The organism is Thalassobaculum sp. (assembly GCF_040219615.1).
Taxonomy (GTDB): Bacteria; Pseudomonadota; Alphaproteobacteria; order Thalassobaculales; family Thalassobaculaceae; genus Thalassobaculum_A.
In genome coordinates this window covers 97,986-123,863 of the sequence record NZ_JAVJSE010000003.1, presented here as the reverse complement: position 1 = coordinate 123,863, position 25,878 = coordinate 97,986, and the positions used below count along the sequence as shown (strand labels likewise).

23 protein-coding genes are annotated in these 25,878 nt (G+C 70.0%); 13 read left to right on the top strand and 10 right to left on the bottom strand.

Going from position 1 to position 25,878, the window contains the following annotated elements; translation table 11 throughout:
* Positions 1–6: 6 nt before the first annotated feature.
* The 3 genes from RIC31_RS01225 (at position 7) to ndk (ending at position 2,724) form a co-directional block, all read left to right on the top strand.
* Complete coding sequence (locus RIC31_RS01225; protein WP_350100228.1) at positions 7–591, top strand: TRAP transporter small permease subunit; 585 nt, start codon at positions 7–9, stop codon at positions 589–591.
* Positions 592–606: 15 nt separating this feature from the next.
* Positions 607–2,184, top strand: a complete 1,578-nt coding sequence (locus RIC31_RS01220) for a TRAP transporter large permease (RefSeq protein ID WP_350100226.1) — start codon at positions 607–609, stop codon at positions 2,182–2,184.
* 117 nt (positions 2,185–2,301) lie between these two features.
* On the top strand, positions 2,302–2,724 hold the full coding sequence (gene ndk / locus RIC31_RS01215) for a nucleoside-diphosphate kinase (RefSeq protein ID WP_350100224.1): 423 nt from the start codon (positions 2,302–2,304) through the stop codon (positions 2,722–2,724).
* Between the two features lie 106 nt (positions 2,725–2,830).
* On the opposite strand, the gene RIC31_RS01210 is transcribed toward ndk, so the two are convergent.
* The 3 genes from RIC31_RS01210 to purM all read right to left on the bottom strand — a co-directional run bounded on the left by RIC31_RS01210 (position 2,831) and on the right by purM (position 5,102).
* The gene (locus RIC31_RS01210; protein WP_350100222.1) at positions 2,831–2,965 is read right to left on the bottom strand and encodes an aa3-type cytochrome c oxidase subunit IV; all 135 of its coding nucleotides are present in this window, start codon (positions 2,963–2,965) and stop codon (positions 2,831–2,833) included.
* A 392-nt stretch (positions 2,966–3,357) separates the two neighbouring features.
* Positions 3,358–4,026 carry a phosphoribosylglycinamide formyltransferase gene (gene purN, locus RIC31_RS01205; protein ID WP_350100220.1) on the bottom strand — a complete coding sequence of 223 codons (669 nt, stop codon included), beginning with the start codon at positions 4,024–4,026 and terminating at the stop codon, positions 3,358–3,360.
* Positions 4,023–5,102 carry a phosphoribosylformylglycinamidine cyclo-ligase gene (gene purM, locus RIC31_RS01200; RefSeq protein WP_350100470.1) on the bottom strand — a complete coding sequence of 360 codons (1,080 nt, stop codon included), beginning with the start codon at positions 5,100–5,102 and terminating at the stop codon, positions 4,023–4,025. Before purM ends, purN begins: the two co-directional genes overlap by 4 nt.
* A gap of 122 nt (positions 5,103–5,224) precedes the next feature.
* Here purM and RIC31_RS01195 point away from each other — a divergent pair, with 122 nt between their 5' ends.
* The 6 genes from RIC31_RS01195 (at position 5,225) to RIC31_RS01170 (ending at position 13,011) form a co-directional block, all read left to right on the top strand.
* Positions 5,225–6,526, top strand: coding sequence for a DUF2066 domain-containing protein (locus RIC31_RS01195; protein ID WP_350100217.1), 1,302 nt, complete (start codon positions 5,225–5,227; stop codon positions 6,524–6,526).
* 16 nt (positions 6,527–6,542) lie between these two features.
* On the top strand, positions 6,543–7,640 hold the full coding sequence (locus tag RIC31_RS01190; RefSeq protein ID WP_350100215.1) for an AI-2E family transporter: 1,098 nt from the start codon (positions 6,543–6,545) through the stop codon (positions 7,638–7,640).
* A gap of 2 nt (positions 7,641–7,642) precedes the next feature.
* The gene (locus RIC31_RS01185; protein WP_350100213.1) at positions 7,643–8,353 is read left to right on the top strand and encodes a P-loop NTPase family protein; all 711 of its coding nucleotides are present in this window, start codon (positions 7,643–7,645) and stop codon (positions 8,351–8,353) included.
* Entirely contained in the window at positions 8,338–9,117 is a 780-nt protein-coding gene (locus RIC31_RS01180) for an SDR family oxidoreductase (RefSeq protein ID WP_350100211.1), read from the top strand. Before RIC31_RS01185 ends, RIC31_RS01180 begins: the two co-directional genes overlap by 16 nt.
* 94 nt (positions 9,118–9,211) lie before the next feature.
* Positions 9,212–11,452, top strand: a complete 2,241-nt coding sequence (locus tag RIC31_RS01175; RefSeq protein ID WP_350100209.1) for an RNA degradosome polyphosphate kinase — start codon at positions 9,212–9,214, stop codon at positions 11,450–11,452.
* Complete coding sequence (locus tag RIC31_RS01170) at positions 11,449–13,011, top strand: Ppx/GppA phosphatase family protein (protein WP_350100207.1); 1,563 nt, start codon at positions 11,449–11,451, stop codon at positions 13,009–13,011. Before RIC31_RS01175 ends, RIC31_RS01170 begins: the two co-directional genes overlap by 4 nt.
* Positions 13,012–13,083: 72 nt before the next feature.
* Here the strand turns inward: RIC31_RS01170 and rnd are convergent, their stop codons facing one another.
* Positions 13,084–14,244 carry a ribonuclease D gene (gene rnd / locus RIC31_RS01165; RefSeq protein ID WP_350100205.1) on the bottom strand — a complete coding sequence of 387 codons (1,161 nt, stop codon included), beginning with the start codon at positions 14,242–14,244 and terminating at the stop codon, positions 13,084–13,086.
* 198 nt (positions 14,245–14,442) lie between these two features.
* Between rnd and RIC31_RS01160 the strand changes: the two genes are divergently transcribed.
* Positions 14,443–15,396, top strand: a complete 954-nt coding sequence (locus RIC31_RS01160) for an SPOR domain-containing protein (protein WP_350100203.1) — start codon at positions 14,443–14,445, stop codon at positions 15,394–15,396.
* 18 nt (positions 15,397–15,414) lie between these two features.
* Here RIC31_RS01160 and RIC31_RS01155 read toward each other — a convergent pair whose 3' ends face one another.
* On the bottom strand, positions 15,415–16,158 hold the full coding sequence (locus RIC31_RS01155; RefSeq protein ID WP_350100201.1) for a GGDEF domain-containing protein: 744 nt from the start codon (positions 16,156–16,158) through the stop codon (positions 15,415–15,417).
* A 273-nt stretch (positions 16,159–16,431) separates the two neighbouring features.
* On the opposite strand from RIC31_RS01155, the gene RIC31_RS01150 reads away from it, so the two are divergent.
* The gene (locus RIC31_RS01150) at positions 16,432–17,256 is read left to right on the top strand and encodes an EipB family protein (protein ID WP_350100199.1); all 825 of its coding nucleotides are present in this window, start codon (positions 16,432–16,434) and stop codon (positions 17,254–17,256) included.
* 3 nt (positions 17,257–17,259) lie between these two features.
* Here the strand turns inward: RIC31_RS01150 and RIC31_RS01145 are convergent, their stop codons facing one another.
* Entirely contained in the window at positions 17,260–18,606 is a 1,347-nt protein-coding gene (locus RIC31_RS01145; protein WP_350100197.1) for a DNA polymerase IV, read from the bottom strand.
* Positions 18,603–19,550 carry an ROK family protein gene (locus RIC31_RS01140; protein WP_350100195.1) on the bottom strand — a complete coding sequence of 316 codons (948 nt, stop codon included), beginning with the start codon at positions 19,548–19,550 and terminating at the stop codon, positions 18,603–18,605. Before RIC31_RS01140 ends, RIC31_RS01145 begins: the two co-directional genes overlap by 4 nt.
* Positions 19,551–19,681: 131 nt before the next feature.
* On the opposite strand from RIC31_RS01140, the gene RIC31_RS01135 reads away from it, so the two are divergent.
* Positions 19,682–20,092: a response regulator gene (locus RIC31_RS01135; protein WP_350100193.1), complete on the top strand. Its 411-nt coding sequence runs from the start codon at positions 19,682–19,684 to the stop codon at positions 20,090–20,092.
* A 6-nt stretch (positions 20,093–20,098) separates the two neighbouring features.
* A complete protein-coding gene (locus RIC31_RS01130) occupies positions 20,099–21,517 on the top strand; it encodes a PleD family two-component system response regulator (protein WP_350100191.1) in 1,419 nt (472 codons plus the stop codon).
* Positions 21,518–21,701: 184 nt separating this feature from the next.
* Here RIC31_RS01130 and rpmG read toward each other — a convergent pair whose 3' ends face one another.
* The 3 genes from rpmG to rnr all read right to left on the bottom strand — a co-directional run bounded on the left by rpmG (position 21,702) and on the right by rnr (position 25,874).
* Positions 21,702–21,869, bottom strand: coding sequence for a 50S ribosomal protein L33 (gene rpmG / locus RIC31_RS01125; RefSeq protein ID WP_350100189.1), 168 nt, complete (start codon positions 21,867–21,869; stop codon positions 21,702–21,704).
* Positions 21,870–21,955: 86 nt separating this feature from the next.
* Positions 21,956–23,494 carry a S41 family peptidase gene (locus tag RIC31_RS01120; RefSeq protein ID WP_350100187.1) on the bottom strand — a complete coding sequence of 513 codons (1,539 nt, stop codon included), beginning with the start codon at positions 23,492–23,494 and terminating at the stop codon, positions 21,956–21,958.
* Positions 23,495–23,627: 133 nt separating this feature from the next.
* Entirely contained in the window at positions 23,628–25,874 is a 2,247-nt protein-coding gene (gene rnr / locus RIC31_RS01115) for a ribonuclease R (RefSeq protein WP_350100185.1), read from the bottom strand.
* Positions 25,875–25,878 lie beyond the last annotated feature (4 nt).

Here is a 25,878-nt window from a genome sequence, read left to right as displayed (position 1 = left end):
GGCTGGATGGTTGAGCATGAGGTAACCGGCTGGCTGGATCGCATCACGCTGCTGATCAGCCGGGTGGCGATGTGGCTGCCGGCCTTCGTCGTGGCCATCATCTTCTATGAGGTCTTCGTTCGGTACGTGCTGGGCGCGCCCACCCTGTGGGTGAACGAGATGTCGCTGTGGGTCGGCGGCGTCATCTACCTCACGGCCGGCCTGTATGCGCTCCAGCAGCGCAGCCATATCCGGATCTTCATCCTCTACGACATGGCGCCGAAATGGCTGCGCCAGACCTTCGACCTTCTGTCGCTGGCCTGCGTGTGCATCTTCGCCTTCGCCGTCGTATGGGGCGGCTTCGGCGAGGCCAAGGCCAAGCTGCTGCGCTGGGAAACCTTCGGCACCGCGTGGGACCCGCCGATCCCGGCGACCATCAAGCCGCTGATCCTGCTGACCCTGGTTCTGCTCGCCCTGCAGTCGATCTCGAACCTGATCCACGACTGGAACCGCGATCCGGTCTCGCACGATCCGGCGGACGACCTGGATCTTCCGACCCACCTCGACATGTCCGCCGGATCGTCCGATCGCGGCGGACCGAAGCCGAACTGATATCGGAGAAGGCCCGTGGACATCGCGACGATCTCGCTGATTCTGCTGGTCGGCATGCTGGTGCTGCTGGCGATCGGCATGCCGCTCGGCTTCGCGTCGGGATTCCTGGCCGTCGTGGTCATGGTGCTGAAGTTCGGCCCCGACCTGCTGTTCTCCAGCTTCGGCACCGGGCCGCTGAACATCCTGGCGCAGCGGCTCTACGGCATCACCACGAACTACGTGCTGATCTCGGTGCCGCTGTTCATCTTCATGGCGACCCTGCTCGAGCGCTCGAACATCGCCCGGGACATGTACTCCTCGCTGAATCTGTGGCTGTCCCGCACCAGGGGCGGCATCGCGGTCGTCACCGCCATCATGGCGATCGTGATGGCGGCGATGTCGGGGATCATCGGCGGCGAGGTCGTGCTGCTCGGCCTGATCGCCCTGCCGCAGATGCTGCGCCTCGGCTACAACCAGGACCTGGCGATCGGCACGATCTGCGCGTCCGGATCGCTCGGCACCATGATCCCGCCGTCGATCGTGCTGATCTTCTACGGGCTGATCACCGAGACCTCGATCCACGCCCTGTTCAAGGCGGCCTTCGTGCCGGGCTTCATCCTGGCCGGGCTGTACATCGTCTACATCCTGATCCGCACCCGGCTGAACCCCGAGCAGGCGCCGCTGCCCGAGCCGTCGCCCGACGACATGACGGGATCGCAGAAGGCCCGGCTCGGCCTCACTTTGCTGACCATGGTCGCCGCGGCGGCCGCGGCGCTGCTGGTGGTGCGCTGGGTGTTCCTGCACACGCTGGGCTCGTTCGACGAGGAGACCGCGCTGGTCGACACCGGCTCGCTGGTCGTCTGCCTGGCGCTCATCGCCGTCGGCGTGGGCAACGCGCTGTTCGTCGTCGGCAAGGACGCGACCCGCGAGGCCTGGGAGCGCGGCAAGGGCCTGGTGGCGCCCTTGGCCGTGGTGTTCGTGGTGCTCGGCTCGATCTACGGCGGCATCACCGGCATCACCGAGGCGGCCGGCCTGGGGAGCGTCGCGGTGCTGCTGCTGATCGCGCTCCGCGGCGAATTCTCCATGACCCTGCTGCGCGAAGCGCTGATGCGGACCTGGAAGTCGACCGGCACGATCATCTGGGTGACCTTCGGCGCCACCGCGCTGGCCGGGGCCTACACGATCGCCGGCGGTCCGACCTATGTGGCCAACCTGATCGTCGGGGCCGACATGGCGACCATGGGCGTGCTGGCGGTGATGATGATCATCTTCCTGTTCCTCGGCGCGTTCATGGACTGGACCGGGATCGTGCTGCTGGTGATGCCGGTGTTCCTGCCGATCGTGAAGAAGCTGCCGGTCGAGGAACTGGGCCTGTTCGGCTCGCTGGACGTCGCCTTCGTGTCGGTCTGGTTCGGCATCCTGTTCTGCGTGAACATGCAGGTCAGTTTCCTGTCGCCGCCGTTCGGGCCGGCCGCCTTCTACCTCAAGTCGGTGGCGCCGCCGCACATCACCCTGCCGGACATCTTCCGCGGCTTCCTGCCGTTCATCGGGATACAGCTCTTCGTGCTGCTGCTCGTGCTGCTGTTCCCCGAGATCACCATGCTGCTGCGGTAGGGAGGGATCGGCCGGGTTGCTTGCCCGGCCGCCCGCCCGCCGCTATAAGGCGCCCGCCGACCGGCGGGCGTGGGGCCCGTGCGGTCTCACCCGTTCACTGATTTCCGAGAGAGACTCATGGCCCTCGAGCGCACCTTTTCCATCATCAAGCCGGACGCCACCAACCGGAACCTGACCGGCAAGGTCAACGCCATGATCGAGGCGGCCGGCCTGCGCATCGTCGCGCAGAAGCGGATCCGGATGACCCGCGAGCAGGCCGAGACCTTCTACGCGGTCCACAAGGCGCGGCCGTTCTTCGGCGAGCTGGTCGACTTCATGATCTCGGCGCCGGTCGTGGTGCAGGTGCTCGAGGGCGAGGGCGCGGTCGCCAAGTACCGTGAGGTCATGGGCGCGACCGATCCGGCGAAGGCTGACGCCGGCACCATCCGCAAGGAAGTCGCGCTGTCGATCGGCGAGAACAGCGTGCACGGCTCTGATGCGGCGGAGACCGCGGCGATCGAGATCGCGCAGTTCTTCAGCGGCAACGAGATCGTCGGCTGACCGCAGCCCGACCGTCGCCGCACGGCCCGCATTCGATCGGGCCTGGAATCGAAAGGGCCGGCCCCGCGGGGTCGGCCCTTTTCCGTTCCGTGCTCCGGTCGCCGTCTCAGACGACGAACAGGGCGAGCAGGACGACCGTGAGGATGCAGAGTGCGGTGCTGACCTTCAGGAAGGTCATGAAGCCCGAATAGATCTCGCGATGCTCACGGGTGATGTCGGGGAAACGGTCTTCGACGGCCATGCTGCCCTCCCGGCGATAAGGCGAATTGTGCCCGTTATAGCGAAGCGCGCCGCGCGCTCAAAGCCCTTCCGCCGGTCTCGTCTCGACTTTGGCGAATTGCCATTGCCCGTCGCCCCGTGGGTTCCGGAGCCGGGCGCTGGCGCGCCCCCTCCTGAATGACGAAAACGGGAGTGTGCCGCGCCTTACTTCGTCATACCGGAGAGTCCCGGACTTGATCCGCGACGGCTCCGGGACCCACGGAGCGACGGGCATTGCGGCGGATCGAAGCGAGCCCACGACCACCCGAATTCTCTCCTGTCCCGGCGGCGCCGGGAGAGCGGGAAATTCAACGGCAAAGTCGGTGACGCCCGGTCGCCGCCTGCGAACACTCGGACAAAGTCGAGCTCAGACGACTAGGGTTGCGGCGACAGCAGGACGCCGTCCGCGGTCGCGCCGTCGACCGTCGCGCGGTTGCCGTCGACCCGCACCCGGCCCGAGGCCAGCCAGGCCAGGGCCGCCGGATACAGCCGGTGCTCCTGCGCCAGGATCCGGGCCGACAGGCTGGCCTCGGTGTCGTCGGCCAGCACCGGCACCGCGGCCTGGGCGAGGATCGGCCCGGCGTCCAGGTCCGGGGTGACGATGTGCACCGTGCAGCCGGCGATGGTGGCGCCGGCCTCGATCGCCCGCCGCTGCACGTGCAGCCCGGTGAACGACGGCAGCAGCGACGGATGGATGTTCAGGATGCGGTTCGGCCAGCGGTTCACGAAGCCCGGCGTGAAGATCCGCATGAAGCCGGCGAGGCAGATCAGCTCGCAGCCGGCGTCGCGCAGGGCCGCGTCGATGGCCGCATCGAAGGCGTCGCGGCCGGCATAGGCCTTGTGGTCGACGACGGCGGTCGCGACGCCGGCCTCGCGGGCGCGCACCAGGCCGTAGGCGTCGGCCTTGTTCGAGATCACCAGGGCGATCTCCGCCGGATAGGCAGGGTCGGCGGCGGCGTCCAGCAGCGACTGCAGGTTGCTGCCGCGCCCGGAGATCAGGACGCCGACGCGCTTGCGGGCGTCCGGCGCGACGGGCGCACTCATGCCAGCCAGGCGGCGGACAGGCCGTCGAATACCACGGCGTCGCCGGTCCGCGCCTCGATCCGCCCGACCGTCAGTGGCGCCTCGCCGGCGGCGGCCAGCGCCGCTCGCACCGCGTCGGCCCGGTCGGCCTCGACCACCACCAGCATGCCGAGCCCGCAGTTGAAGGTCCGCAGCATCTCCCGCGCCTCCACCCCGCCGGTCGCCGCCAGCCAGCGGAACACCGCCGGCAGCCGCCAGGCGCCGAGGTCGAGCCGCATGGCGAGGTCGTCGCCGTAGACCCGCGGCGGGTTCTCGATCAGGCCGCCGCCGGTGATGTGGGCGAAGGCGGTGATCCCGCCGGCGGCGATCGCCGCCAGGCAGGACTTCACGTAGATCCGGGTCGGCTCCAGCAGCGCTTCGGCCAGGGCGCGGTCCGGGGCGAACGGCGCTTGCGCGTCCCAGGCCAGCCCGCTGCGCTCGACGATGCGGCGGACCAGCGAGAAGCCGTTGGAGTGCACGCCCGAGGAGGGCAGCGCCAGCACCACGTCGCCGGCCCTGACCCGGTCGCGGGTCAGGATCGCCGAACGCTCGGCGGCGCCGACCGCGAATCCGCCGAGGTCGTAGTCGCCGGCGCGGTACATGCCGGGCATCTCGGCGGTCTCGCCGCCGACCAGGGCGCAGCCGGCCTGCCGGCAGCCCTCGGCGATGCCGGCGACCACGTCGCGGGCGACCGCGACCTCGAGCTTGCCGGTCGCGTAGTAGTCCAGGAACATCACCGGCTCAGCGCCCTGGACGACCAGGTCGTTGACGCACATCGCCACCAGGTCGATGCCGACGCCGTCGTGCCGGCCGGCATCGATCGCCACCCGCAGCTTGGTGCCGACCCCGTCGGTCGCGGCGACCAGGACCGGATCCCGGAAGCCGGCGGCCCTGAGGTCGAACAGGCCGCCGAATCCACCGAGATCGGCGTCGGCGCCGGGCCGGCGGGTCGATGCCGCCAGCGGCTTGATGGCCTCCACCAGGGCCTCGCCCGCGTCGATGTCGACGCCGGCGTCGCGGTAGGTGAGGGGGCGGTTTGAACTCTCGGGGGCGCTTATGGTGTCCTCCGCCGGGCTGCGGTATAAGGCCGGGCTGTCGGGCGGTGCCTTGGTATCGCCCGGATCGCGGTTTATGCCGTGGTGCCGGCGCTCCCCGCAAGCGGCAAGTGGGTCGAACGACGATGAGCGATACCTCGCGGCACGGACTATCGGGCCTGCTTTACATCCTTCTGGTGGCGGCGATCGCGCTGCTGCCGGCGATTCTGGTGCCGTCCGGTCCGGCGGGCGCGGCCGATGCCGACCTGTTCACGATCCGCGCGGTGCCGGTCGACGCGACCGCCGAGACCGCGCCCGCGGCCCGCGACCGCGCGGTCGCCGAGGGCCGCCGCCTGGCGTATCGGCGGCTGGTCGGGCGACTGGTCCCGGCCGCCGAGGCCGCCGGCATGCCGGACCCCACCGATGCCGAGCTGCAGCGCATGGTGCTCGGCTTCGAGGTCGCCAACGAGCGCAGTTCGACGGTGCGCTGGATAGCCCAGCTTACCGTGGCCTTCGACCCCGAGGCCGTGCGAGCCCGCCTGCGCGCCGCCGGTGTGCCCTATGCCGAGGTCCGCAGCCTGCCGGTGCTGGTGATTCCGCTGTACGAGGCCGGCGGCGAGACGGTGCTCTGGAAAGAGCCGAACCCCTGGCGCAACGCCTGGTACAACCTGCCGCCGCAGGGCGGGCTCGTGCCGTTCGTGATGCCGTATGGCGATGTCGCCGACATTCGCGACCTGTCGCCGGACCAGGCGATGGCCGGCGACGTCGAGGCGCTGACCCGGATTGCCGAGCGCTACGGCGCGCGCGACGCCGTCATCGCGCGCGCCCGGCCGCGTGCCGGCGGAGCGGTCGAACTGTCGATCCAGCGGCTCGGTCAGGGCGGCACCGACAGCACCATGGTCGAGACGGTCGCCGGCGCCGAGGATCTGGACGAGGCCAGGCGGCTGGAGCCGGCGGTCCTGCGCGCGGTGTCGCTGGTCGAGGAGGCCTGGAAGCAGGACAACCTGATCCGGCCGGGCTTCGAGACGCTGGTGACGGCGACGGTACCGCTCGATTCGCTCAAGCGCTGGCTGACCGTGCGCGAGGCGCTGGACGGCCTGTCGATCGTGGCGCGCTACGAGGTCGTCCAGCTGACGCGCCGCGAGGCCCTGGTGGACGTCTGGATCAACGGCGACCCCGAGCAGTTCCGGGTCGCCCTGGCGCAGCGCGACCTGCAGCTGCTGCCCGGCGCCGGCGACTACGTGCTCAAGCAGCGCGGCCAGCCGATGCCGGAGCCGGCGGTCGTGACCGATCCGTCGGCCTTGAACAGCCCGGCGCCGGGACCGGCGGCCGATCCGGCGTATCCGCGGGCGCCGGCCTACGGGACCTCCGACACGGTGATCGTAGGGCCGTCCACGACGGCGCCGGGTGCATCGCCGTCCGCACCGGCCGTCCCGGCCACGCAGTGATCCCGGTGTTCGAGCCATGACCCGGCGCGAGCGGAGCCTGTTCTGGGCGCTGCTGCTGGCCGCCGTGACCTTCGGCCTGTACGTGCTGCGCGACGTGCTGGTGCCGTTCGTTGCCGGCATGGCGGTGGCTTATCTGCTCGACCCGGTGGTGGACCGGCTGGAGCGCCTGCGGATCGGCCGCGGGCTGGCGACCTTCGCGGTGCTGTTCGGGTTCTTCGCGGTCGCCATCGGCCTCGTGCTGCTGCTGATCCCGCTGCTGCAGACCCAGGTGGAGCGGCTCGCCGCGGTGCTGCCGGGATATGTCGAGCTGGTGCGCGATCGCCTGGGGCCGCTCCTCGCGCATTTCGACGAAGACATAGATCGACAGGCGGCCCTGCAGAAGATCACCGGGATGACCGGCGACCTGGTGAGCTGGGTCGGCAACGTGATCGGCCGCGTGATCCAGGGCGGGTTCGCGATCGCCAATATCCTGTCGCTGCTGCTGATCACCCCGATCGTGTCGTTCTACCTGCTGCGCGACTGGGACCGCATGGTGGCGACCGTGGATTCCTGGCTGCCGCGCGAGCAGGCGGGCACGGTGCGGGCGCAGATCGGCGAGGTCGACCGGACCCTGTCGGCCTTCGTCCGCGGCCAGGGCACGGTCTGCCTGATGCTCGGCGTGTTCTACGCGGCCGGGCTGACCCTGGCGGGCCTCGATTTCGGCCTGGTGATCGGCCTGTTCTCCGGCCTGATCTCCTTCGTGCCGTTCGTCGGCGCGCTGCTCGGCGGGCTGTTGAGCGTCGGGCTGGCGCTGGCGCAGTTCGACAGCTGGCAGCCGATTCTGGCAGTGGCGGCGGTGTTCGCGGCCGGCCAGGTGATCGAGGGCAACTTCCTGACCCCCAACCTGGTCGGCGACGCGGTCGGCCTGCACCCGGTCTGGGTGATCTTCGGCCTGCTGGCCGGCGGCACGCTGTTCGGCTTCGTCGGTGTGCTGCTGGCGGTGCCGACGGCGGCGGTGGTCGGCGTGATGGCCCGGTTCGCGCTGGCCCAGTACCTGGCCAGCCCGCTGCACCTGCACGGGATCCCGCCGGCCGACGACGCGGATTCGCAGGACGACCGGGCGGGCAGGGACTGACCGTGGCGCCCGATCAGCTGATCCTCGATCTCGGTCACCGACCGGCACTCGGCCGCGGCGACTTCCTGGTCTCGGCCTGCAACGCCGACGCCGCGGCCTGGATCGACCGCTGGCCGGACTGGCCGGCGCCGTTGCGCGGCCTGGCGATCGTCGGGCCGGCCGGCTGTGGCAAGACCCATCTCGGGGCGGTCTGGCGCCGGGCCAGCGCGGCCGCTGACCTGCGGGCGGCCGACCTGACCGTGGCCGGTGTCCCGGACTCGCTCGGCGAGGCGTGCAACGCCGCGGTCGACGACCTGACCGAGCTGCGCGAGCCGCAGGCCCTGCTGCACCTCTACAACACGGTGGCGGAACGCGGCGGATCTGTGCTTATCCTGTCGCGCGCGGCGCCGGCCCGGCTCGAAGTCGGGTTGCCCGATCTGGCGTCCAGGCTGGCGACCCTGCCGGTGGCCACGGTCGGCGGGCCCGACGAGGTTCTCCTGGCCGGGGTCCTGGCCAAGCATTTCGCGGATCGACAGGTTGCCGTGCGCGAGGACGTGGTCGCCTATCTGGTGGCCCGTATGGAGCGGTCCTTCGCGGCCGCCGACAGGCTGGTCGATCGCCTCGACCGCCTGGCGCTGGCCGAAGGACGCAGAGTGGACCGGGCGCTCGCCAGGCGGGCGCTCGCCGATGAAGACACCGATCGAGGGAGTGACGGCGCATGGATCTCGGACTGAAGGGCAAGAAGGCGATCGTGTGCGCCGCCAGCAAGGGCCTCGGCAAGGGCTGCGCGATGGCGCTGGGCCGCGAGGGCGTCGAGCTGGTCATCAACGCGCGCACCAAGGCGACCCTGGACGCGGCCGCCGAGGAGATCCGCGGCGCCACCGGCGCCAAGGTGACCGCCGTGGCCTGCGACATCACCACGCCGGAAGGGCGGGCCGAGGTGCTGGCCGCCGCCGGTCCGGTCGACATCCTGATCAACAACGCCGGCGGTCCGCCGCCGGGCAACTTCCGCGACTGGTCGACCGACGACTGGATGAAGGCGCTGAACGCCAACATGCTGACGGCGATCGAGCTGATCCGCCTGACCGTCGACGGCATGATCGAGCGCAAGTTCGGGCGCATCGTGAACATCACCTCGGGGGCGGTGAAGGCGCCGATCCCGATCCTCGGCCTGTCGAACGGCGCCCGCACCGGGCTGACCGGCTTCTGCGCCGGGGTCGCCCGCGAGACCGTGCGCCACAACGTCACGATCAACGGCCTGCTGCCGGGGCCGTTCGACACCGACCGGCTGCGCGGCAACATGAAGCTGCAGGCCGAGAAGGCCGGGGTGCCGTACGAGACGTTCTCGAAGCAGCAGGCCGAGAAGAACCCGGCCGGGCGCTTCGGCACGGCGGACGAGTTCGGGGCGGCCTGCGCGTTTCTGTGCAGTGCCCATGCCGGATTCATCACCGGGCAGAACCTGCTGATGGACGGCGGCGCGTTCCCTGGCACACTCTGAGGTGCTGCGTCGCCTGTCACGCGGTTGTCACGGAGCGGGGCTACACCCCGATGCGGGGCCGCGTGACGGCGCCGTCTGACCCGGGAGGCGAGCCGTGACCGATTCGACGGAAAAGGTGGGGACGCTGGACGAGGCCCGCGGCGCGCGGGCGCGGCGGACACCGCGGCGCCGTGGCGCTGCCGACGCCAAGGACGCCGCTGCCCCGAGCCCTGCCGCGGCGGCGATCACCATGGACAGCCCCAAGCGGCTGATCAACCGCGAGATCTCGTGGCTGGCGTTCAACACCAGGGTGCTCGAGGAATCGCTCAATCCCGGCAATCCGCTGCTCGAGCGGCTGCGCTTCGTGGCGATCTCGGCGTCCAATCTGGACGAGTTCTACATGGTCCGGGTGGCCGGCCTGAAGGGCATGGTATCGGCCGGCATCACCACGCCGAGCGACGACGGCTCGACCCCGGCGCAGCAGCTGGTGGCGATCGCCGAGGAAGCCGCCAAGCTGATGGGCGACCAGCAGGTCGCGCTCCGGACCCTGCGCGCTGCCCTCAAGGAGGTCGGCTTCCACCTGGTCGACGGCAGCGAGCTCGGCCCGGACGACCTCACCTGGCTCGCCCATCATTTCAGCGAGCAGATCTATCCGGTGCTGACCCCGCTGGCGGTCGACCCGGCACATCCGTTCCCGTTCGTCGCCAACAAGGGCATCTGCCTGGCGATGCAGCTGCGGGCGGCGACCGGCTCGAACGAGATGCAGGGCCTGGTCCAGCTGCCGCAGCAGATCGGGCGGTTCGTGCGCCTGCCGGGCGATACCATCCGGTTCATCCCGATCGAGCAGGTGATCCTGCTGTTCGTCGACCGGCTGTTCCCGAACTACCGGGTGCGGGGCCAGGGCGTGTTCCGGGTCATCCGGGACAGCGAGATGGAGATCGACGAGGAGGCCGAGGACCTGGTGCTGTCGTTCGAGACCGCGCTCAAGGCGCGGCGGCGCGGCAACGTCATCCGGCTGGCGGTCGATCTGGCGATGCCGGAACCGCTGCAGCAGCTCGTGATCGACGAACTCAAGGTGCCGCGCGACGACGTGTTCGCGCTCGAGGAGATGGTCGGGCTCGCCGATCTCTCGCAGCTCATCGTGTCGGAGCGGCCGGACCTGCTGTGGACCCCGTTCAACGCGCGGTTCCCCGAGCGCATCCGGGATTTCGGCGGCGACTGCTTCGCGGCGATCCGCACCAAGGACATCATCGTCCACCACCCCTATGAGAGCTTCGACGTCGTCGTCCAGTTCCTGCGCCAGGCCGCCGCCGACCCGTCGGTGATCGCGATCAAGCAGACGCTGTACCGGACCTCGAAGGACAGCCCGATCGTCAAGGCACTGATCGAGGCGGCGGAGGCCGGCAAGTCGGTCACCGCGATGGTCGAGATCAAGGCCCGCTTCGACGAGGAGGCGAACATCCGCCTGTCGCGCGACCTGGAGCGCGCCGGCGTGCAGGTGGTGTATGGCTTCGTGAACCTGAAGACCCACGCCAAGGTGTCGCTGGTGGTGCGGCGCGAGGGCGGCGGCCTGCGCAACTACGTGCATTTCGGGACCGGCAACTATCACCCGATCACCGCCAAGATCTACACCGACCTGTCGTTCTTCACCTGCGACCCGGCACTGTGCCGCGACGCCGCGCGGATGTTCAACTACATGACCGGCTACGCGACCCCGGACAGCATGGACAAGCTGTCGATCTCGCCGGTCAACATGCACAACACGCTGCTGGACTGCATCCGGGGCGAGATCGAGCATGCCAGGGCCGGCCGGCCGGCGGCGATCTGGGCGAAGATGAACCAGCTGGTCGACCCGACCATCATCGACGCGATGTACGCCGCCAGCCAGGCCGGTGTGCAGATCGACCTGGTGATCCGCGGGATCTGCTGCCTGCGGCCCGGGGTGCCCGGCCTGTCGGAGAACATCCGCGTCAAGTCGATCGTCGGGCGGTTCCTGGAGCATTCGCGGATCGTGGCGTTCGGCGACGGCCACAAGCTGCCGTCCGACGCGGCCAAGGTCTACATCTCCTCGGCAGACTGGATGCAGCGCAACATCTACCGCCGGGTCGAGCATCTGGTGCCGATCGAGAACCCGACCGTGCACCGCCAGGTGCTCGACCAGATCATGGTCGCCAACCTCAAGGACCGGACCAACAGCTGGGTGCTGAACAGCGACGGGCACTACGAGCGGGTGCGGTTCTCGCCGGACGACTTCTCGGCGCACACCTACTTCATGACCAATCCGAGCCTGTCGGGACGCGGCAGCGCGCTCCGGCGCGGCGGCGAGGCCCCGAGGACCCTGCGCGAGGGCGAGTGACCGAACCGAATTTTTCCCAGAGCGAGGGCCGCGGAACCCGGGAACCGGTGCGCGGCCAGCGGGTCGGCGTGCTGGATATCGGTTCGAACTCGATCCGGCTGGTGGTCTACGACCACGCCGGGCGCTCGCCGATACCGGTGTTCAACGAGAAGGCCCTGTGCGGCCTCGGGCGCGGCGTGACCGATACCGGAAACCTGCCGGTCGAGGGCATGGCGTCGGCCCTGATGAATATCGACCGGTTCAACCAGATCGCCCGGGCGATGCGGGTGCGCCACCTGGACGTGGTGGCGACCTCGGCCGTGCGCGACGCCGCCAACGGACCGGGCTTCGTCGCCGAGCTGGAGCGGCGGATCGGCCACCCGGTCGACGTGATCAGCGGCGACGAGGAGGCGCGGCTGTCGGCGCTCGGCGTGCTGAGCGGGTTTCCGGACGCCAACGGCGTGGTCGGCGACCTCGGCGGCGGCAGCCTGGAACTGATCGACGTCTCCGACCGCCGGCTCGGCGCGCACGCGACCATGCCGCTCGGCCCGCTGCGCATCGGCGACGTGGCACGCGGACAGCGCCGCCGCTTCGTCGCGATGATCGACGCCCATCTCGATTCCGCGCCCTGGTTGCCGAACCTCGCAGGACGGACCCTGTATGCGGTCGGGGGCGCCTGGCGGAGCATCGCGCGGGCCCACATGACCCAGGCCTCCTACCCGATCGAGGTGATCCACGGCTACACCGTCGGCCGCGACGCGCTGTCGGACTACCTGGGATCGCTCGTCCAGACGTCGAAGAAGTCGGTCCGCAGCATTCCAGGCGTGTCGCGGCGGCGCGGCGACGCCATTCCGTCGGCGGCCCTGGTGCTGCAGCGGGTTCTGGCGCGCGGACAGCCGTCCGGCGTGGTGTTCTCGGCGTTCGGACTGCGCGAGGGCTGTCTCTACGACCGCCTGACCGACGCCGAGCGGGCCAAGGACCCGCTGTTGATGGCGGCCGAGGAGATCGCCCGCGAGACCAATCGCTTCGCGCCGCATCCGGAAACCATCTACGGCTGGCTGACGCCGCTGTTCCCGACCCTGCAGGAGCAGGATGCCCGGCTGATCAGGGCGCTGTGCATGCTCAGCGACGTCGCCTGGTCCGAGCATCCGAGCTACCGCGGCGAGCACGGGTTCCTGCGGGTGCTGCGGCTGCCGGTCGCGGGCCTCGACCACGCCGACCGGGTGTTCCTGGCGCTCGGGTTGCTGGTGCGTTATGTCGGGCATACCGACCTGCCGGCGGCGAAGGCCGTCGAGGGGCTGCTGGATCCGGCCCGGCGCGCGCTCGCGATCCAGGTCGGCCATGCTCTCAGGCTGGCGCTCACGCTGTCGGGCGGGGCCACTACGCTGCTGCGCCGGACCCGGCTGCGGCCCGGGGCCGACGGCGGCTTCAACCTGGTGCTGTCGGGCGAGGCGCTGTCGCTGCTCGGCGACGTGGTGGACCGGCGCGTGGCGGCGCTTTCGTCCGCCATCGGTGCACCGATCGCGGTGCAGGCGAACGCCAGCCGCCGGGTCACCTCGAGCGTCAGGCCGCGGTCCTGAGTCCCGGAACGCGCAAGGCCAGCGGCCGGCGTTGACGAACGGGCCGGGCCGCGGTTCGCCGCAGGCCTCGGATCAGTCCTGGGGCTCGAACAGCCGGACCCGGTCCTTCTCGGGATCGAAGACCATGCCGAGACGGCCGTGCTTGACCGCCAGCGCGGCCTCGCCGAACACCTCGCGCCGCCAGCCCCGCATCGCGGGGACGTCGGCGTCGTCGCTCGCCGCGATCGCATCGAGGTCGTCCGAACTCGCGATCAGCTTCGGTGCGACGTCGCTCTCCTCGCACTTGATCTTCAACAGGACCCGGAGCAGATCGGCGACCGGCTGGCGGCCCTGCGGCGTGTCGGCCTGCTCCGGCAGGGTCGGCCAATCCTCCTTGGGCAGGGCGAGGGCGCGCTCCACGGCCTCCAGGATCGCGCGCCCGGTCTTGCCGCTCGACGACTCGCGGTTGAAGGCCCGGGACCGGGCGAGCTCTTCCGGCGACTGCGGCAACTGGGCCGCGACGTCGACCAGGGCATCGTCACGCAGAATCCGGTTGCGCGGCACGTCGCGCTGCTGCGCCTCGCGCTCGCGCCAAGCGGCGAGTTCTCGCAGGACCGTAAGGAACTTCGGCTTGGTGCTGCGGATCTTGAGCCGCCGCCAGGCATCCTCCGGGGCGACCCGATAGGTCTTCGGGTCGGTCAGGACCGCCATTTCCTCGCTGAGCCATTCCAGCCGCCCGGTCTTCTCGAGCCGCTTGTGCAGACGCTCATACGCCGGCCGCAGGTGGATCACGTCGGCGAGCGCGTAGTCGACCTGCCGAGTGGTCAGCGGGCGGTGGCTCCAGTCGGTGAACCGCGAGGTCTTGTCGAGACGGACGCCGGTCAGCCCGCGCACCAGCCGGTCGTAGCTGACCGCGTCGCCGAAGCCGCAGACCATTCCGGCGATCTGGGTGTCGAACAGGGGCGCCGGTACAGCGTCTGCCTGGTGCACGAAGATCTCGACGTCCTGGCGGGCCGCGTGGAAGACCTTCAATACGTTCGGGTCGGCCATCAGGGCGTAGAGCGGCGCGAGGTCCAGCCCGGGCGCCAGAGTGTCGACGGCGGCGACTTCCTCGGCGCCGGCGAGCTGCACCAAGCAGAGCTTCGCATAATAGGTCTTGTCGCGCATGAACTCGGTGTCGACGGCGACGTAGCGCTCGCTGGCCAGACGATCACAGAGGGCGGAAAGGGAGTCGGTATCGGTCACGAGGGTCATGGCGCCCCCTATACACCACCGGTCCCGCGGTGCAACCGCCGTGATTCCCTCAAGTCATTGAAATCCGATTCAAAATCGGCAGTCGACGGAAACGCGAGTGGAGCGGGCGATTCGCGCGCGAAAGATTAGGATTGCCAAATGCTGAGAAATAGCTGACGATTCGCACAACAACCGATTGATTCTGGCGGGGGAATCAACATGAAGCGCAAGCTGGTCGTCGCCCTCATGCCGTTGGCGCTCGGTGGCTGTCTTCCACTGCCCATCACGATCGCGACGACCGCGTTCTCCGGCATTTCCTACCTGACGAGCGGCAAGTCGACGAGCGACCACGTGCTGTCGGCCACCATGGAGCAGGACTGCGCGCTGACGCGGCCGGTTTTCGGCGAGCCGTTCTGCCGCGACGTGGGGGCGGACGGGCAGGGAAGGACGCCCTCCATCATCGAGGCCTCCTACCCCGGCGACCGCGACGGGGTGACCGACCAGGCACGGATCGCCGCGCTCCACCGGGGCGCCCTGGACATGGCCGCTGTGGACGGCGACGTCCGGCAGGTCGCGATCGCGCCGCGGTTCCTGGCGCCGCCGCCGCGGGTCTCCGTCGCGGGAATCATCGTCACCAAGGACCAGATCATTCCGGCGCCGCAGACCCGAGCGCTTCCGATCGCCGCCGACGCGTCGTGGAGCGACCTGGTTCCGGTCAAGACCATCGAGGTCGCGCCGCTGGCCGCCCCGGAGCCGTTGGCCGCGCCGGCGACCGCTTCCGTGCCCGGTTCTCCGGCCCTGCGGGATGCGGCTTCAAAGGACGCGGCCGCGCAGGCCGTGGTGCCGAAGGCGCCTGCGCCCCGTCCGGTGGCATCCAGCGCCCCGAAGCGCGTCGCGGCTGTCGCCATCGCGCCGACGGCCGTCGTGGCGGCGGCTGGAGACGCCGACCGCTGGGTGGTTCTGGGCTCTTTCCGCGACCCCGCGCGGGCCAGGGTCATGGCATCCCGGTTCGCCGGGCACGATCCGTCGATTCTCGAAGCGACGGTCGAGGGCGGGCAGTGGCATCGGGTCGCGATCGGCCCGCTGACCGGGGGGCAGGCGCGGCAGGTGCGCGACGGCCTCGGCCGGGTCGACGGCCAGCGGCCCTGGGTGGTCAGGACCGCCGCCCGCTGAGCCATCGGCCCCGTCGCCTCAGTTCGCCATGCCGGCGCCGCTGCGGCGCGCGTTCTTCTGCAGGTACATGAGCTCGTCGGCCCGCTGCAGGACGTCCGCGGCGCAGTCGTCCGCCCCGTACTCGACGAAGCCGACGCTGGCCTTGATGGGCAGCAGCGTTCCCTGCCAGTCGACGACGTGATCGTTCAGCCGGTCGGTCAGCGCCCGGGCGCGCGACCCGCAGCTGGCCCGCTCCAGGTCGGTCATCAGAACCGCGAACTCGTCGCCGCCGAGACGGCCGACCACGTCGCATTCGCGCACGTCCGCCTGAAGGACCCCGGCGACCGCCTGCAGGAATCCGTCGCCGGCAGCGTGGCCATAGGTGTCGTTGATCTGCTTGAACCGATCGAGGTCGATCATCATGACGGCGCCCCGGCGCTCGCCGCGACGGGCCTGCGCCAGCGCCTTGCCCAGATGCATGTCGAAGCCGCGTCGATTGAACAGTCCGGTCAGGTCGTCGGTGACCGACAGGCTCTCGAGCTCGCGGATGCGGGCCTCCTGGCGCTCGATGCGACGCTGGGCCTCGCTCATCGCGACCAGTGCGAGACGAAGCGCGGCCTCTGCCTCGGCGGTGTCGGGGGCATGCCCGGAGCGCTCCTCGAACGCCGACGGGCCCGGCTGGAGGGCGGCGTTGAAGCGCGCCAGCATTCCGGTGACCTCGGCGTACTGCCTCACGCTGTGACCGTCTAGCGGGGCTGCCAGGATCTGAGGTTCAGTCGGCATCTTCGTTCCTCCATCGGGAGTCGACCGAATAGAAGCAACCGTCGTGCCAACTTCTGCCGCGGGTCCTCTCGATGGCCCGGCAGGCAGCTCTGCCGGAAATCTGCCGGAATTGAGGTCGATCCTTGGAAGAGTCGGCCGGGACGCGCCGTGAATTCGGCAGGCCGCCGGGCCATGGCGGCAAGTTTTGCCGACATGCGCGGTCACCGTCCGGCGGATGATGCCGAGTGCACCGGCGCGTGCGATAGTCGGTGCCGAACGACTCAGGAGGACTTTATGCGGGGCACACGCCCGACCCTTTCGCTGCTGGCCCTTGTCGGTCTGCTCACGGCGCCCCTGCTGGCCTCGCCCGCGTCCGCGATCACGCCGTCCGTCGCCATCGCCTCGCACCGTGCGCTGTACAAGGTGTCGCTGGCCCGGGCGGAGCCGTCGTCGGAGATCATCGACGTGCGTGGCCGGATGGGCTTCGAGTGGCGCGACGACTGCGACGGCTGGGCGATCGACCAGCGCTATCTGATGTCGTTCTCGCGGGCGTCCGGCGCAGGCTACGAAGTGAGTTCGAAGTACACGACCTGGGAGTCGAAATCGGGTGACGCCTACCGCTTCATCGTGGAGCGCGAGCGCGGCGGTGGGGGCGAGCGCATCACCGGGCGGGCGGTCATGCCGTTGCCCCTCGGCTCGGGTGCCGGGAAGGCCAGCTTCACCGAGCCGCGCCAGGAGGAGATCCTGCTCGCCGCGGACACCCTGATGCCCACCGAGCACACGCTGCGCCTGATTGCACAGGCGCAGCAGGGCAAGCGGTTCTTCCGGGCGAACGTCTTCGACGGCAGCGAGGTGGAGCCGGGGTCCCTGGTGTCCGCGGTGATCGGCGCCGCCAGGTCCGACCCGCCGCCGATCGACCATCCGGCGCTGGTCGGGAGCTACTGGCCGATCCGGCTGGCCTTCTTCAAACCGGGCCAGGCGGAGAGCAATCCCGATTTCGAGATGTCGGTCGACCTCCTGGCCAACGGAATTGCCCGGCGCATGCTCCTGGACTACGGCGATATCCAGGTCACGATGATCCTGGAGCGGCTGGAGTCCCTCGACATCAAGGCATGCTGACCGTCAGGCCGGGTCGTCGTCCGGCCTGATCCGGTTCGCGGGTGACTGCTTCAGGGTCCCGGCCCGCAGGCCGCGGCCTTTGACGATCGCGGCACTGCCCAGTTTGGCGCGGACCGCGTCTATCGCCGCCTCGACCCGGCGCCGGCGATCGAGGGCCGGCTCCGCCAGGTCCGGCGGATCGGCGAATGCCTCGCCTGACAGGTCCGACACGCCGACCCCGATCAGCCGGAACCGGCGGCCGTCGGCCTCGCCGCCGAGCAAGTCGTCGGCGGTCCGGTAGATGCGGTCCGCCAGTTGCGTCGGTGACTGCAGCCGGCGCTGGCGGGAGTGCAGCTTGAAGTCGGCGGTCTTGAGCTTCAGCGTGACGACCTGACCGGCGATCGCCTTGCGCTTGAGACGGTTGGAGACATCCTCGCTGAGTCGCCAGAGATAGGGGCGGAGCGCATCCAGTGCCGAGAAGTCGGTGTCGAAGGTGGTCTCCGACGACACGCTCTTGATCACCGAGCCGGGTTCGACTGTGCGGCTGTCCCGGCCGTGCGAGAAGCGCGCCAGCCGTTGCCCGATGCTGCCGTAGCGGCGCATCAGATCGCGTTCGTCCAGGCGCTGCAGGTCGCCGACCGTGCGGATGCCGTCTGCCACCAGCGTTCGATGCAGCGCCTTGCCGACTCCCCAGATGATCGTCACCGGCCGCTCGGCCAGGAACCGCTCGACCTCGTCGGCGCCGATCACGAAGAATCCCCGTGGCTTGTCCAGGTCGGAGGCGACCTTTGCGAGGAACTTGTTGTAGCTGAGCCCGATCGAGACCGTCACCCCGATCTCGTCCTCGACCCGCTTCGCCAGTCTTGCCAGAGTCTCGGCCGGCGGGCCGCCGTGCAGCCGTGCTGTCCCGGAGAGGTCCAGGAACGCCTCGTCGATCGACAGGGGCTCGACCAACGGCGTGACGTCGCGCATCAGCGCCCGGATCTCGGCGCCGACGGCGGCATACTTCTCCATGTTCGGCTTGATGACTACGGCATGCGGGCATGCGTCGAGCGCCTTGAACATCGGCATGGCGGAGCGCACGCCGTACACCCTCGCCACGTAGCAGGCGGCCGAGACCACGCCCCGCCGGCCGCCGCCGACGATCACGGGTCGGTCGAGCAGGGAGGGGTCGTCGCGCTTCTCGACGCTGGCGTAGAACGCGTCGCAGTCGAGATGGGCGATGCTCAGGCGATCCAGTTCGGGATGCGCGATCACCCGGCGCGAGCCGCATCGACGGCAGCGGTCCGCCGGCGGGCCGGCTGCCGGGCGGGCCCAGGCGAAGCAGTCGCGGCACAGGCCCGGTGCCGACCCGGCCGCGGGCGCGGTCATGGCCCGGAGACCTCGCCGGGCCGCCACAGCCAGGCCGCCCCCCTGACGCCCGAGGAGTCGCCGTGGCGCGGCGGCACCAGCCGGGTATCGACCCGGTCGGAGAACACATGCCGCTGCCAGCGTTCCGGCACCTGTTCGTAGAGAACCGCCAGGTTGGAGAGGCCGCCGCCCAGCACGATCACGTCGGGGTCCAGGATGTTGATGACATGGGCCAGGCCGCGGGCGAGCCGGTCGACGTAGCGTTCGAGATGGCGGACCGCGGCCGGTTCGCTCGCCGCCGCCCGCTCCGCCACGGTCGCGGCGGTGATCTCGCAGCCGGTCTCCCGGCTGTAGCCGGCGGCGAAGCCGGGGCCGGAGAGGAAGGTCTCGATGCAACCGTTCAGGCCGCAGTAGCACGGCGGTCCGGGCCGCTCGTCGTCGGCCGGCCAGGGCAGGGGGTTGTGCCCCCATTCGCCGGCGATGCCGTTCGGGCCGTCGAGCGGGCGACCGTCGATCACCAGCCCGGCGCCGACCCCGGTGCCGAGGATCACGCCGAACACCACGCCGGCGCCGGCGGCCGCGCCGTCGGCGGCCTCGGAAACCGCGAAGCAGTTGGCGTCGTTCTGCAACCGGACCGGGCGGCCAAGGGCTGCGGCGAGGTCGCGGTCGAGCGGGCGGCCGTTGAGCCAGGTCGAGTTGGCGTTCTTCACCAGGCCGGTGGCGCGCGACAGCGTACCGGGGATTCCGACGCCGACTCGCCCGGTACGGCCGAGGTCGCGTTCGACCGCGTCGACCAGTCCGGCCACTGTCGCAATGGTGGTGTCGTAGTCGTTTCTGGGGGTCGGAGTCCGTCGCCGATCGAGCACGCGCCCGTCGTTCCCGAGCACGATACTCTCGATCTTGGTGCCCCCGAGATCGACCCCGATGCGGATCGCCGGCTGGTCCCGGTCCTGTGCGTTCGACAACGTAGCCTCGTCAGTGGTATACGCCGGCCTAAGTGTCTATACTCCGGGCTTGTCCAACCGGGAGACCTTCATGGTTCGGACCGGATTGTGGCGCGATCATATCCCGATAACGGTACAGGGTGGATGAGCGCATGACCTCCGTCGAGACGGGCAGCGGGTCCGGCGAGTCGGCCAGCGGGGCCAAGACGGTCCTGATCGTCGAGGACAACGAGCTGAACATGAAGCTGTTCCATGACCTCCTGGAGGCCCATGGATACAACATCATCGGCACCCGGGATGGGATGGAGGCGCTGCGGATCGCCCGTGACAGCCGGCCCGACCTGATTCTCATGGATATCCAGCTGCCGGAGGTTTCGGGGCTGGAGGTCACCAAGTGGATCAAGGAGGACGATCGCCTCAAGTCGATCCCCGTGATCGCGGTGACCGCCTTCGCCATGAAAGGTGACGAGGAGAAGATCCGCGAGGGTGGGTGCGAGGCCTACATCGCGAAGCCGATCTCCGTGACCAACTTTCTCGAGACGGTCAAGAAGTACCTCGGGTAGCCGGCGATGCCTGGCCGAGTCCTCGTTGTCGACGACGTTCTGCCGAACGTGAAGCTGCTGGAGGCCAAGCTCAGCAGCGAGTACTTCGAGGTCCTGACGGCGAGTAACGGCCCGGAAGCGCTCGAGGTGATCGAGCGCGAGAACCCGGACATCGTCCTGCTCGACGTCATGATGCCGGTGATGGACGGCTTCGAGGTCTGCCGACGGATCAAGGCCGATCCGCGGACCACGCACCTGCCGGTCGTGATGGTGACGGCGCTCAGCGACGTCGCCGACCGGGTGCGCGGCATCGAGGCCGGGGCCGACGACTTCCTGACCAAGCCGGTGATCGATTCGGCGCTGTTCGCCCGGGTCCGCTCGCTGCTGCGGCTCAAGATGATGATGGACGAGTGGCGCCTGCGCGAGCAGACCTCGAGCCAGCTCGGCATGATGACGCCGCGCGCGATGACGGAACTGGACGTGACCTCGGCGCGGCTGCTGGTGATCGAGGACAACACCATCGACGCGGTCAACATGATCGAAAGCCTGGCGGTCGACAACGACGAGGTCAGCCGAGTCGAATCCGGGCGGCTCGGCTTCGAGGTCGCCAGCCGCGACGACCCCGACCTGGTGATCTGCAGCCTCAACCTGGAGGACGACGACGCACTACGGCTGCTGTCGCAGTTCCGGGCCCATGAGGCGACGCGGCACCTGCCGATCCTGATGGTCGGCGAGGAGGACCAGACCGACAAGTTGGCCAAGGCGCTGGACCTCGGCGCCAACGACTACCTGATGAAGCCGGTCGACCGGAACGAGCTGCTGGCCCGGGTCCGTACTCAGATCCGGCGGCGGCGCTTCCAGGAACTGTTGCGCGAGAACTACGAGCAGAGCCTGTCGCTGGCGCTGACCGACAGCCTGACCGGGCTGTACAACCGCCGTTACCTGCTCAGCCACCTGAAGCGGCTGATGCAGGACACCGCGCACCGTCAGAAGCCGTTGTCGGTGCTGATGCTGGACGTCGATCATTTCAAGCAGGTGAACGACACCTACGGGCATGCCGTCGGGGACATCGCGCTCCAGCACATCACCGAGGTGATGCGGACCAACGTGCGCAATGTCGATACGGTGGCGCGGCTTGGCGGCGAGGAGTTCGTCATCGTGATGCCGGACACCCATGAGGAGTTCGCGGTGCGGATCGCCGACCGCCTGCGCCAGCGGATCGCCGACACCCCGATGGCCCTGCCGGACGGCCGGGCGCTCTCGCTGACCGTCAGCATCGGCTGCGCGATGCGGGGGGGGCCCGACGACGACAGCCCCGAGGATCTGATGCAGCGCTCGGACAAGGCGCTCTACCGGGCCAAGGCCGGCGGCCGCAACCGGGTCGAGCATATCTCGGCGCCGGACCCGGACGGTCCGGCCGCCCTCGGCGGCGCTTCCGGTCCATAGGGCCGCTGTGCCGGTCAGCCGGCAGTCTTCCGACCACCGCCTGACTGGAATCGATCTGTGCTGCCCCGGCGGCGGTGGAATGCCGTGTGGTCCGTCGTTTCGCGAAACCGGTCGGGCAGAAGCTCGAAACCAAGCGGGCCGCCCAGAGGGCGGCCCGTGGAAACGACAGCCATTGCCGGCCAGATCACTTGATCTTGGCTTCCTTGAACAGCACGTGCTTGCGCACGACCGGGTCGTACTTGCGAAGCTCGAGCTTCTCGGTCTTGGTGCGCGGGTTCTTCTTCGTGACGTAGAAGTACCCGGTCTCGGCGGTGCTGACCATCTTGATCAGAACGGTCGCAGGCTTCGCCATTGTCGTCTCCTTCGCGAAATCGGAGCGCGCAACATAACTATCGCGCCTCGGAAGTCAAGCATGGCCTCGATCCCGGAATCCGAGGGCTAGTGCAGGGTTCCCGGCTGTTCGCCGAGGGCGATCCGGGACGCGTTGAAGGCCTGCTGGAACAGGTCCCGCTCGTCCAGCAACCGCCGCGCGATGCGGGCGTCGACGTCGTTGTCGCTCGGCGGGTGGTCGGCCTTGCACCAGGACAGCAGGGCTTCCTGCCCGGCCTGGTCCAGGCTGTCCGCGCCGCGCCGGCGATGCACCGCCTCGCCGGCCTGGAGCCGGCCGTCGCGCAGTCCGGCGACCACCGATTCGACGTCGACCTGGCCGTCGGCCGTGCAGATCGAGGGGAACACCCCGAAGCGCGACAGGCCGTAGCCCGACGGCGCATGCATCCGGGCCCAGGTCAGGATCAGCTCGCCGTCGTTCGGCATCGGCACGATCTGCTGCACGGTACCCTTGCCGTAGGAGCGGGCGCCGACGACCAGGGCACGGCCGGCATCCTGCAGGGCGGCGGCCACGATCTCGGCGGCCGAGGCCGAGCCGCTGTCGATCAGCACGACGATCGGCACGGCCGTGGCGTCGCGGTCATGGGCCTCGAAGTGCTGGACGGAATTCGGGTGCCGGCCGCGGGTCGCCAGGATCGTGCCCCGGTCGATGAACAGATCGGAGACCCGGATCGCCTGGTTCAGCTGTCCGCCGCGATTCTGCCGAAGGTCGAGGATAAGGCCGCGCACCGGGTCGGCACCGGGAGCCTGCAACTGGTGCAGTCCGTCTTCGAGGCTGCTGGCGGTGTCGCGGTTGAAGCCGGAGATCTGGACGTAGCCGATGTCCTGAACGCGGTGGACGTGTATCGTGGTCTCGATCACCGGCCGGCGCTCGAGCGTGGTGACCACCGGGGCGCCGCTGCGGTCGAAGGTCACGTCGACCCGGCTGCCGATCAGGCCGCGCAGGCGATCCGCGACCGCGGCGATCTCCAGGCCTTCCGTCGACTGGCCGTTGACCTCGACGATGCGGTCGCCGGGCTCGACGCCGGCCTGACTGGCGGGCGAGTGCTCGAAGACCGAGGTGACGAAGACGCCGCCGTCCCGCTCGATGATGGTGATGCCGATGCCGGTATAGCCGTTGCGCGAGGCCTGCGCGGAGCGTGCCTCCTCGGCGCCGAGATAACGCGAGAACCGGTCGAGCTTGCGCAGGGCGGATCCGAACGCGACCTCGTAGATCCGCTCCGGTGTCGCGTCGCGCACCTGCTTCGACGCGCTGCGTCCGGCGTCGATGGCCGCGGAGGTCAGCATGCCCCAGCGCGGGACGTCGTCGTTCGGCGGGGTCACGAACTCGGCGATCGGGCGACCGTCCATGGTGACCGTCAGGCGGTCGCCGCGGCGCGCATAACCGAGGGCCGGGTCGATCGACGCGACGCCGTCGAGGGCCCCCAGCGCGATGGCGTCGGTGGGGACCGCATCGACATAGTAGTCGGCGATACCCTCATACCCCGCCGAGAACATCTCGGCCGCGGTCTGCCGCTGATAGTGCTCGGACCTGACGGCCTTGCCCGCACCGACGCAGGAACCGAGGCCGAACAGGGCCACGGCCGCCATCGCCATCCGGATCCGGGCGGACGGACGGCGATGGAGGGCTGGACTGTGCGCGTGGCTCATGCGTCCCAGGGCCCCCGTTCACCCACTGCAGTCGTGTGCAGATGCGAAAGCATGCGGCATTCCGTCGGCACGATCAACGACGTCTCCCGCCGCGGTTGCCGCCGCGTCCGCCGCCGGGTCGCTTCGGCGCGGCCCCGCGCCGCCGTACCCGGCCGCTTCCGCCCGGCGTCTCCTGGGTGCCGCCGGACAGGATCTCCAGCGCCAGGGCACCGGAAACCGGGTCGGCGTCGATCAGGCGGACCTCCACGGGATCCCCGAGTCGGTATACCCGGCCGTGGAATCGGCCGGTGAGGCTGTGGCGGGCCTCGTCGTGATCGTAGTAGTCGTCCGGCAGCGAGCGGATCGGCACCAGGCCGTCGGCGCCGGTCTCGGACAGGGTGACGAACAGGCCGAACCGGGTCACGCCGTTGATCCGGCCGTCGAACTGGCCGCCGACGCGGTCCGCCAGATGGCGGGCCAGGTAGCGGTCGACGGTCTGGCGCTCGGCTGCCGCGGCACGGCGCTCGGTGGCGGAGATGTGCTCGCCCCATTCCATGAAGCTGTCGTCGTCGGCCGGCCCGAGGGCGCCGTCGCCGAGGTGCAGGCCGCGAATCAGCGCGCGGTGCACCAGCAGGTCGGAGTAGCGCCGGATCGGCGAGGTGAAATGCGCATAGCGGGCGAGGCCGAGCCCGAAATGCCCGGCGTTCGACGGCGAGTACTGCGCCTGTGACTGGGCGCGCAGGATCATCTCGTTCACCATCCGCTCGGCGGGCTGGCCCTTTACCTTGGCCAGCACCCCGTTGAAGGTCTTCGGCCGCACGACCTGGCCCTTTGCAAGTGAGATGCCAAGGCTCTCCAGCACGTCGGCCAACGCGTTCACCTTCTCCGGGTCGGGGTCCTCGTGGATCCGGTACATGCAGGGCTGGCGGCGCGCCTCCAGGGTCTCGGCGGCGCACACATTCGCCAGGATCATGAATTCTTCGATCAGCATGTGGGAATCCAGCCGGTCGCGGATGCCGATCTCCACCACCTTGCCGTCGTCGTCCAGGATCACCCGTTTCTCCGGGATCTCCAGTTCGAGCGCGCCGCGTCGCCCGCGTTCCAGCTTCAGCGCCCGGTAGGCGCCGTACAGCGGGGCCAGCACGCCTTCCGGAACGCCTGCGCCGTCGCCGCCGTTGACGGCCTGCTGGACCTGCCGGTAGGTCAGCCGTGCCCGCGACCGCATCAGGCCGCGGGTGAAGCGGTGGCTGCGTTTGCCGCCCTCGGCGTCGATCGTGATCTCGACCGCCATGCAGGCGCGATCCCCGTCCGGGCGCAGCGAGCACAGGCCGTTGGACAGCGCCTCCGGCAGCATCGGCACCACGCGGTCCGGAAAGTACACGGAGTTGCCCCGCTTCAGGGCCTCGCGGTCCAGCGCATCGCCCGGCCGCACGTAGTGCGCGACGTCGGCGATCGCGACCAGCAGCCGGAACCCGCCGGGGTTGCCCGGATCGTCGTCGGCCGCCGCGAACACCGCGTCGTCGAAGTCGCGGGCATCCTCGCCGTCGATGGTGACCAGCGGGATGTCGCGCAGATCCTCGCGCTTGCCCAGGGTCACCGGCCGGGCGCGCTCGGCCTGGTCCTCCGCCTCGCGCGGGAACACGTCCGGGATGTCGTGCTCCTGGATGGCGATCCGGCTGAACGACCGCGGGTCGGCGATCCCGGCGAAGCGCTCGACCACCCGGCCGGCGGGCAGGCCGAGGCGGTTGCGGCTGCGCGGCAGCAACTCGACGCTGACCAGGTCGCCCGGTTTGGCGTCGGCGGCGTCGCGCCGATCCACGGTGATCTCCGAGCGCGCCTTCTTGTCGGTCGGCCGGACCCGGCCGGCGCCGTCGGCCGCGGCCTCGTAGATCCCGAGCACCCGCGGGGCCGTAGCGGTCAGCCGCCGGATCACCCGGGCGACGTAGCGGTTCTCGTCGCGCCGCTCGAGCCGGACCAGGGCCCGGTCGCCGGGCCCCATCGCGCCGGAACCGCGGTCCTCCAGCACCAGGATCCGCGGCGCCGGGCCGTCGCCGCGCCAGTTGGCCGGCTGCGCCAGCGGCTCGCCGTTCTCGTCGGTTCCGGTGATCTCGACCACCGCGACCTCGGGCAGGGCGCCCGGCGGGGCCACCTTGCGGCGGCGGCCGAAGTCGAGCAGGCCCTCGTCGGCCATCTCCTTGAGCACGCGCCGCAGCTCGGCGCGCTCCGCCCCGCGCACGTCGAAGGCCTTGGCGATCTCGCGGCGGCCGACCGGACCGGTGCTGGAACGGACGAATTCCAGGATCGCCTCGCGCGACGGGACCTGGGCGGAAGGACGGGGCATCGGC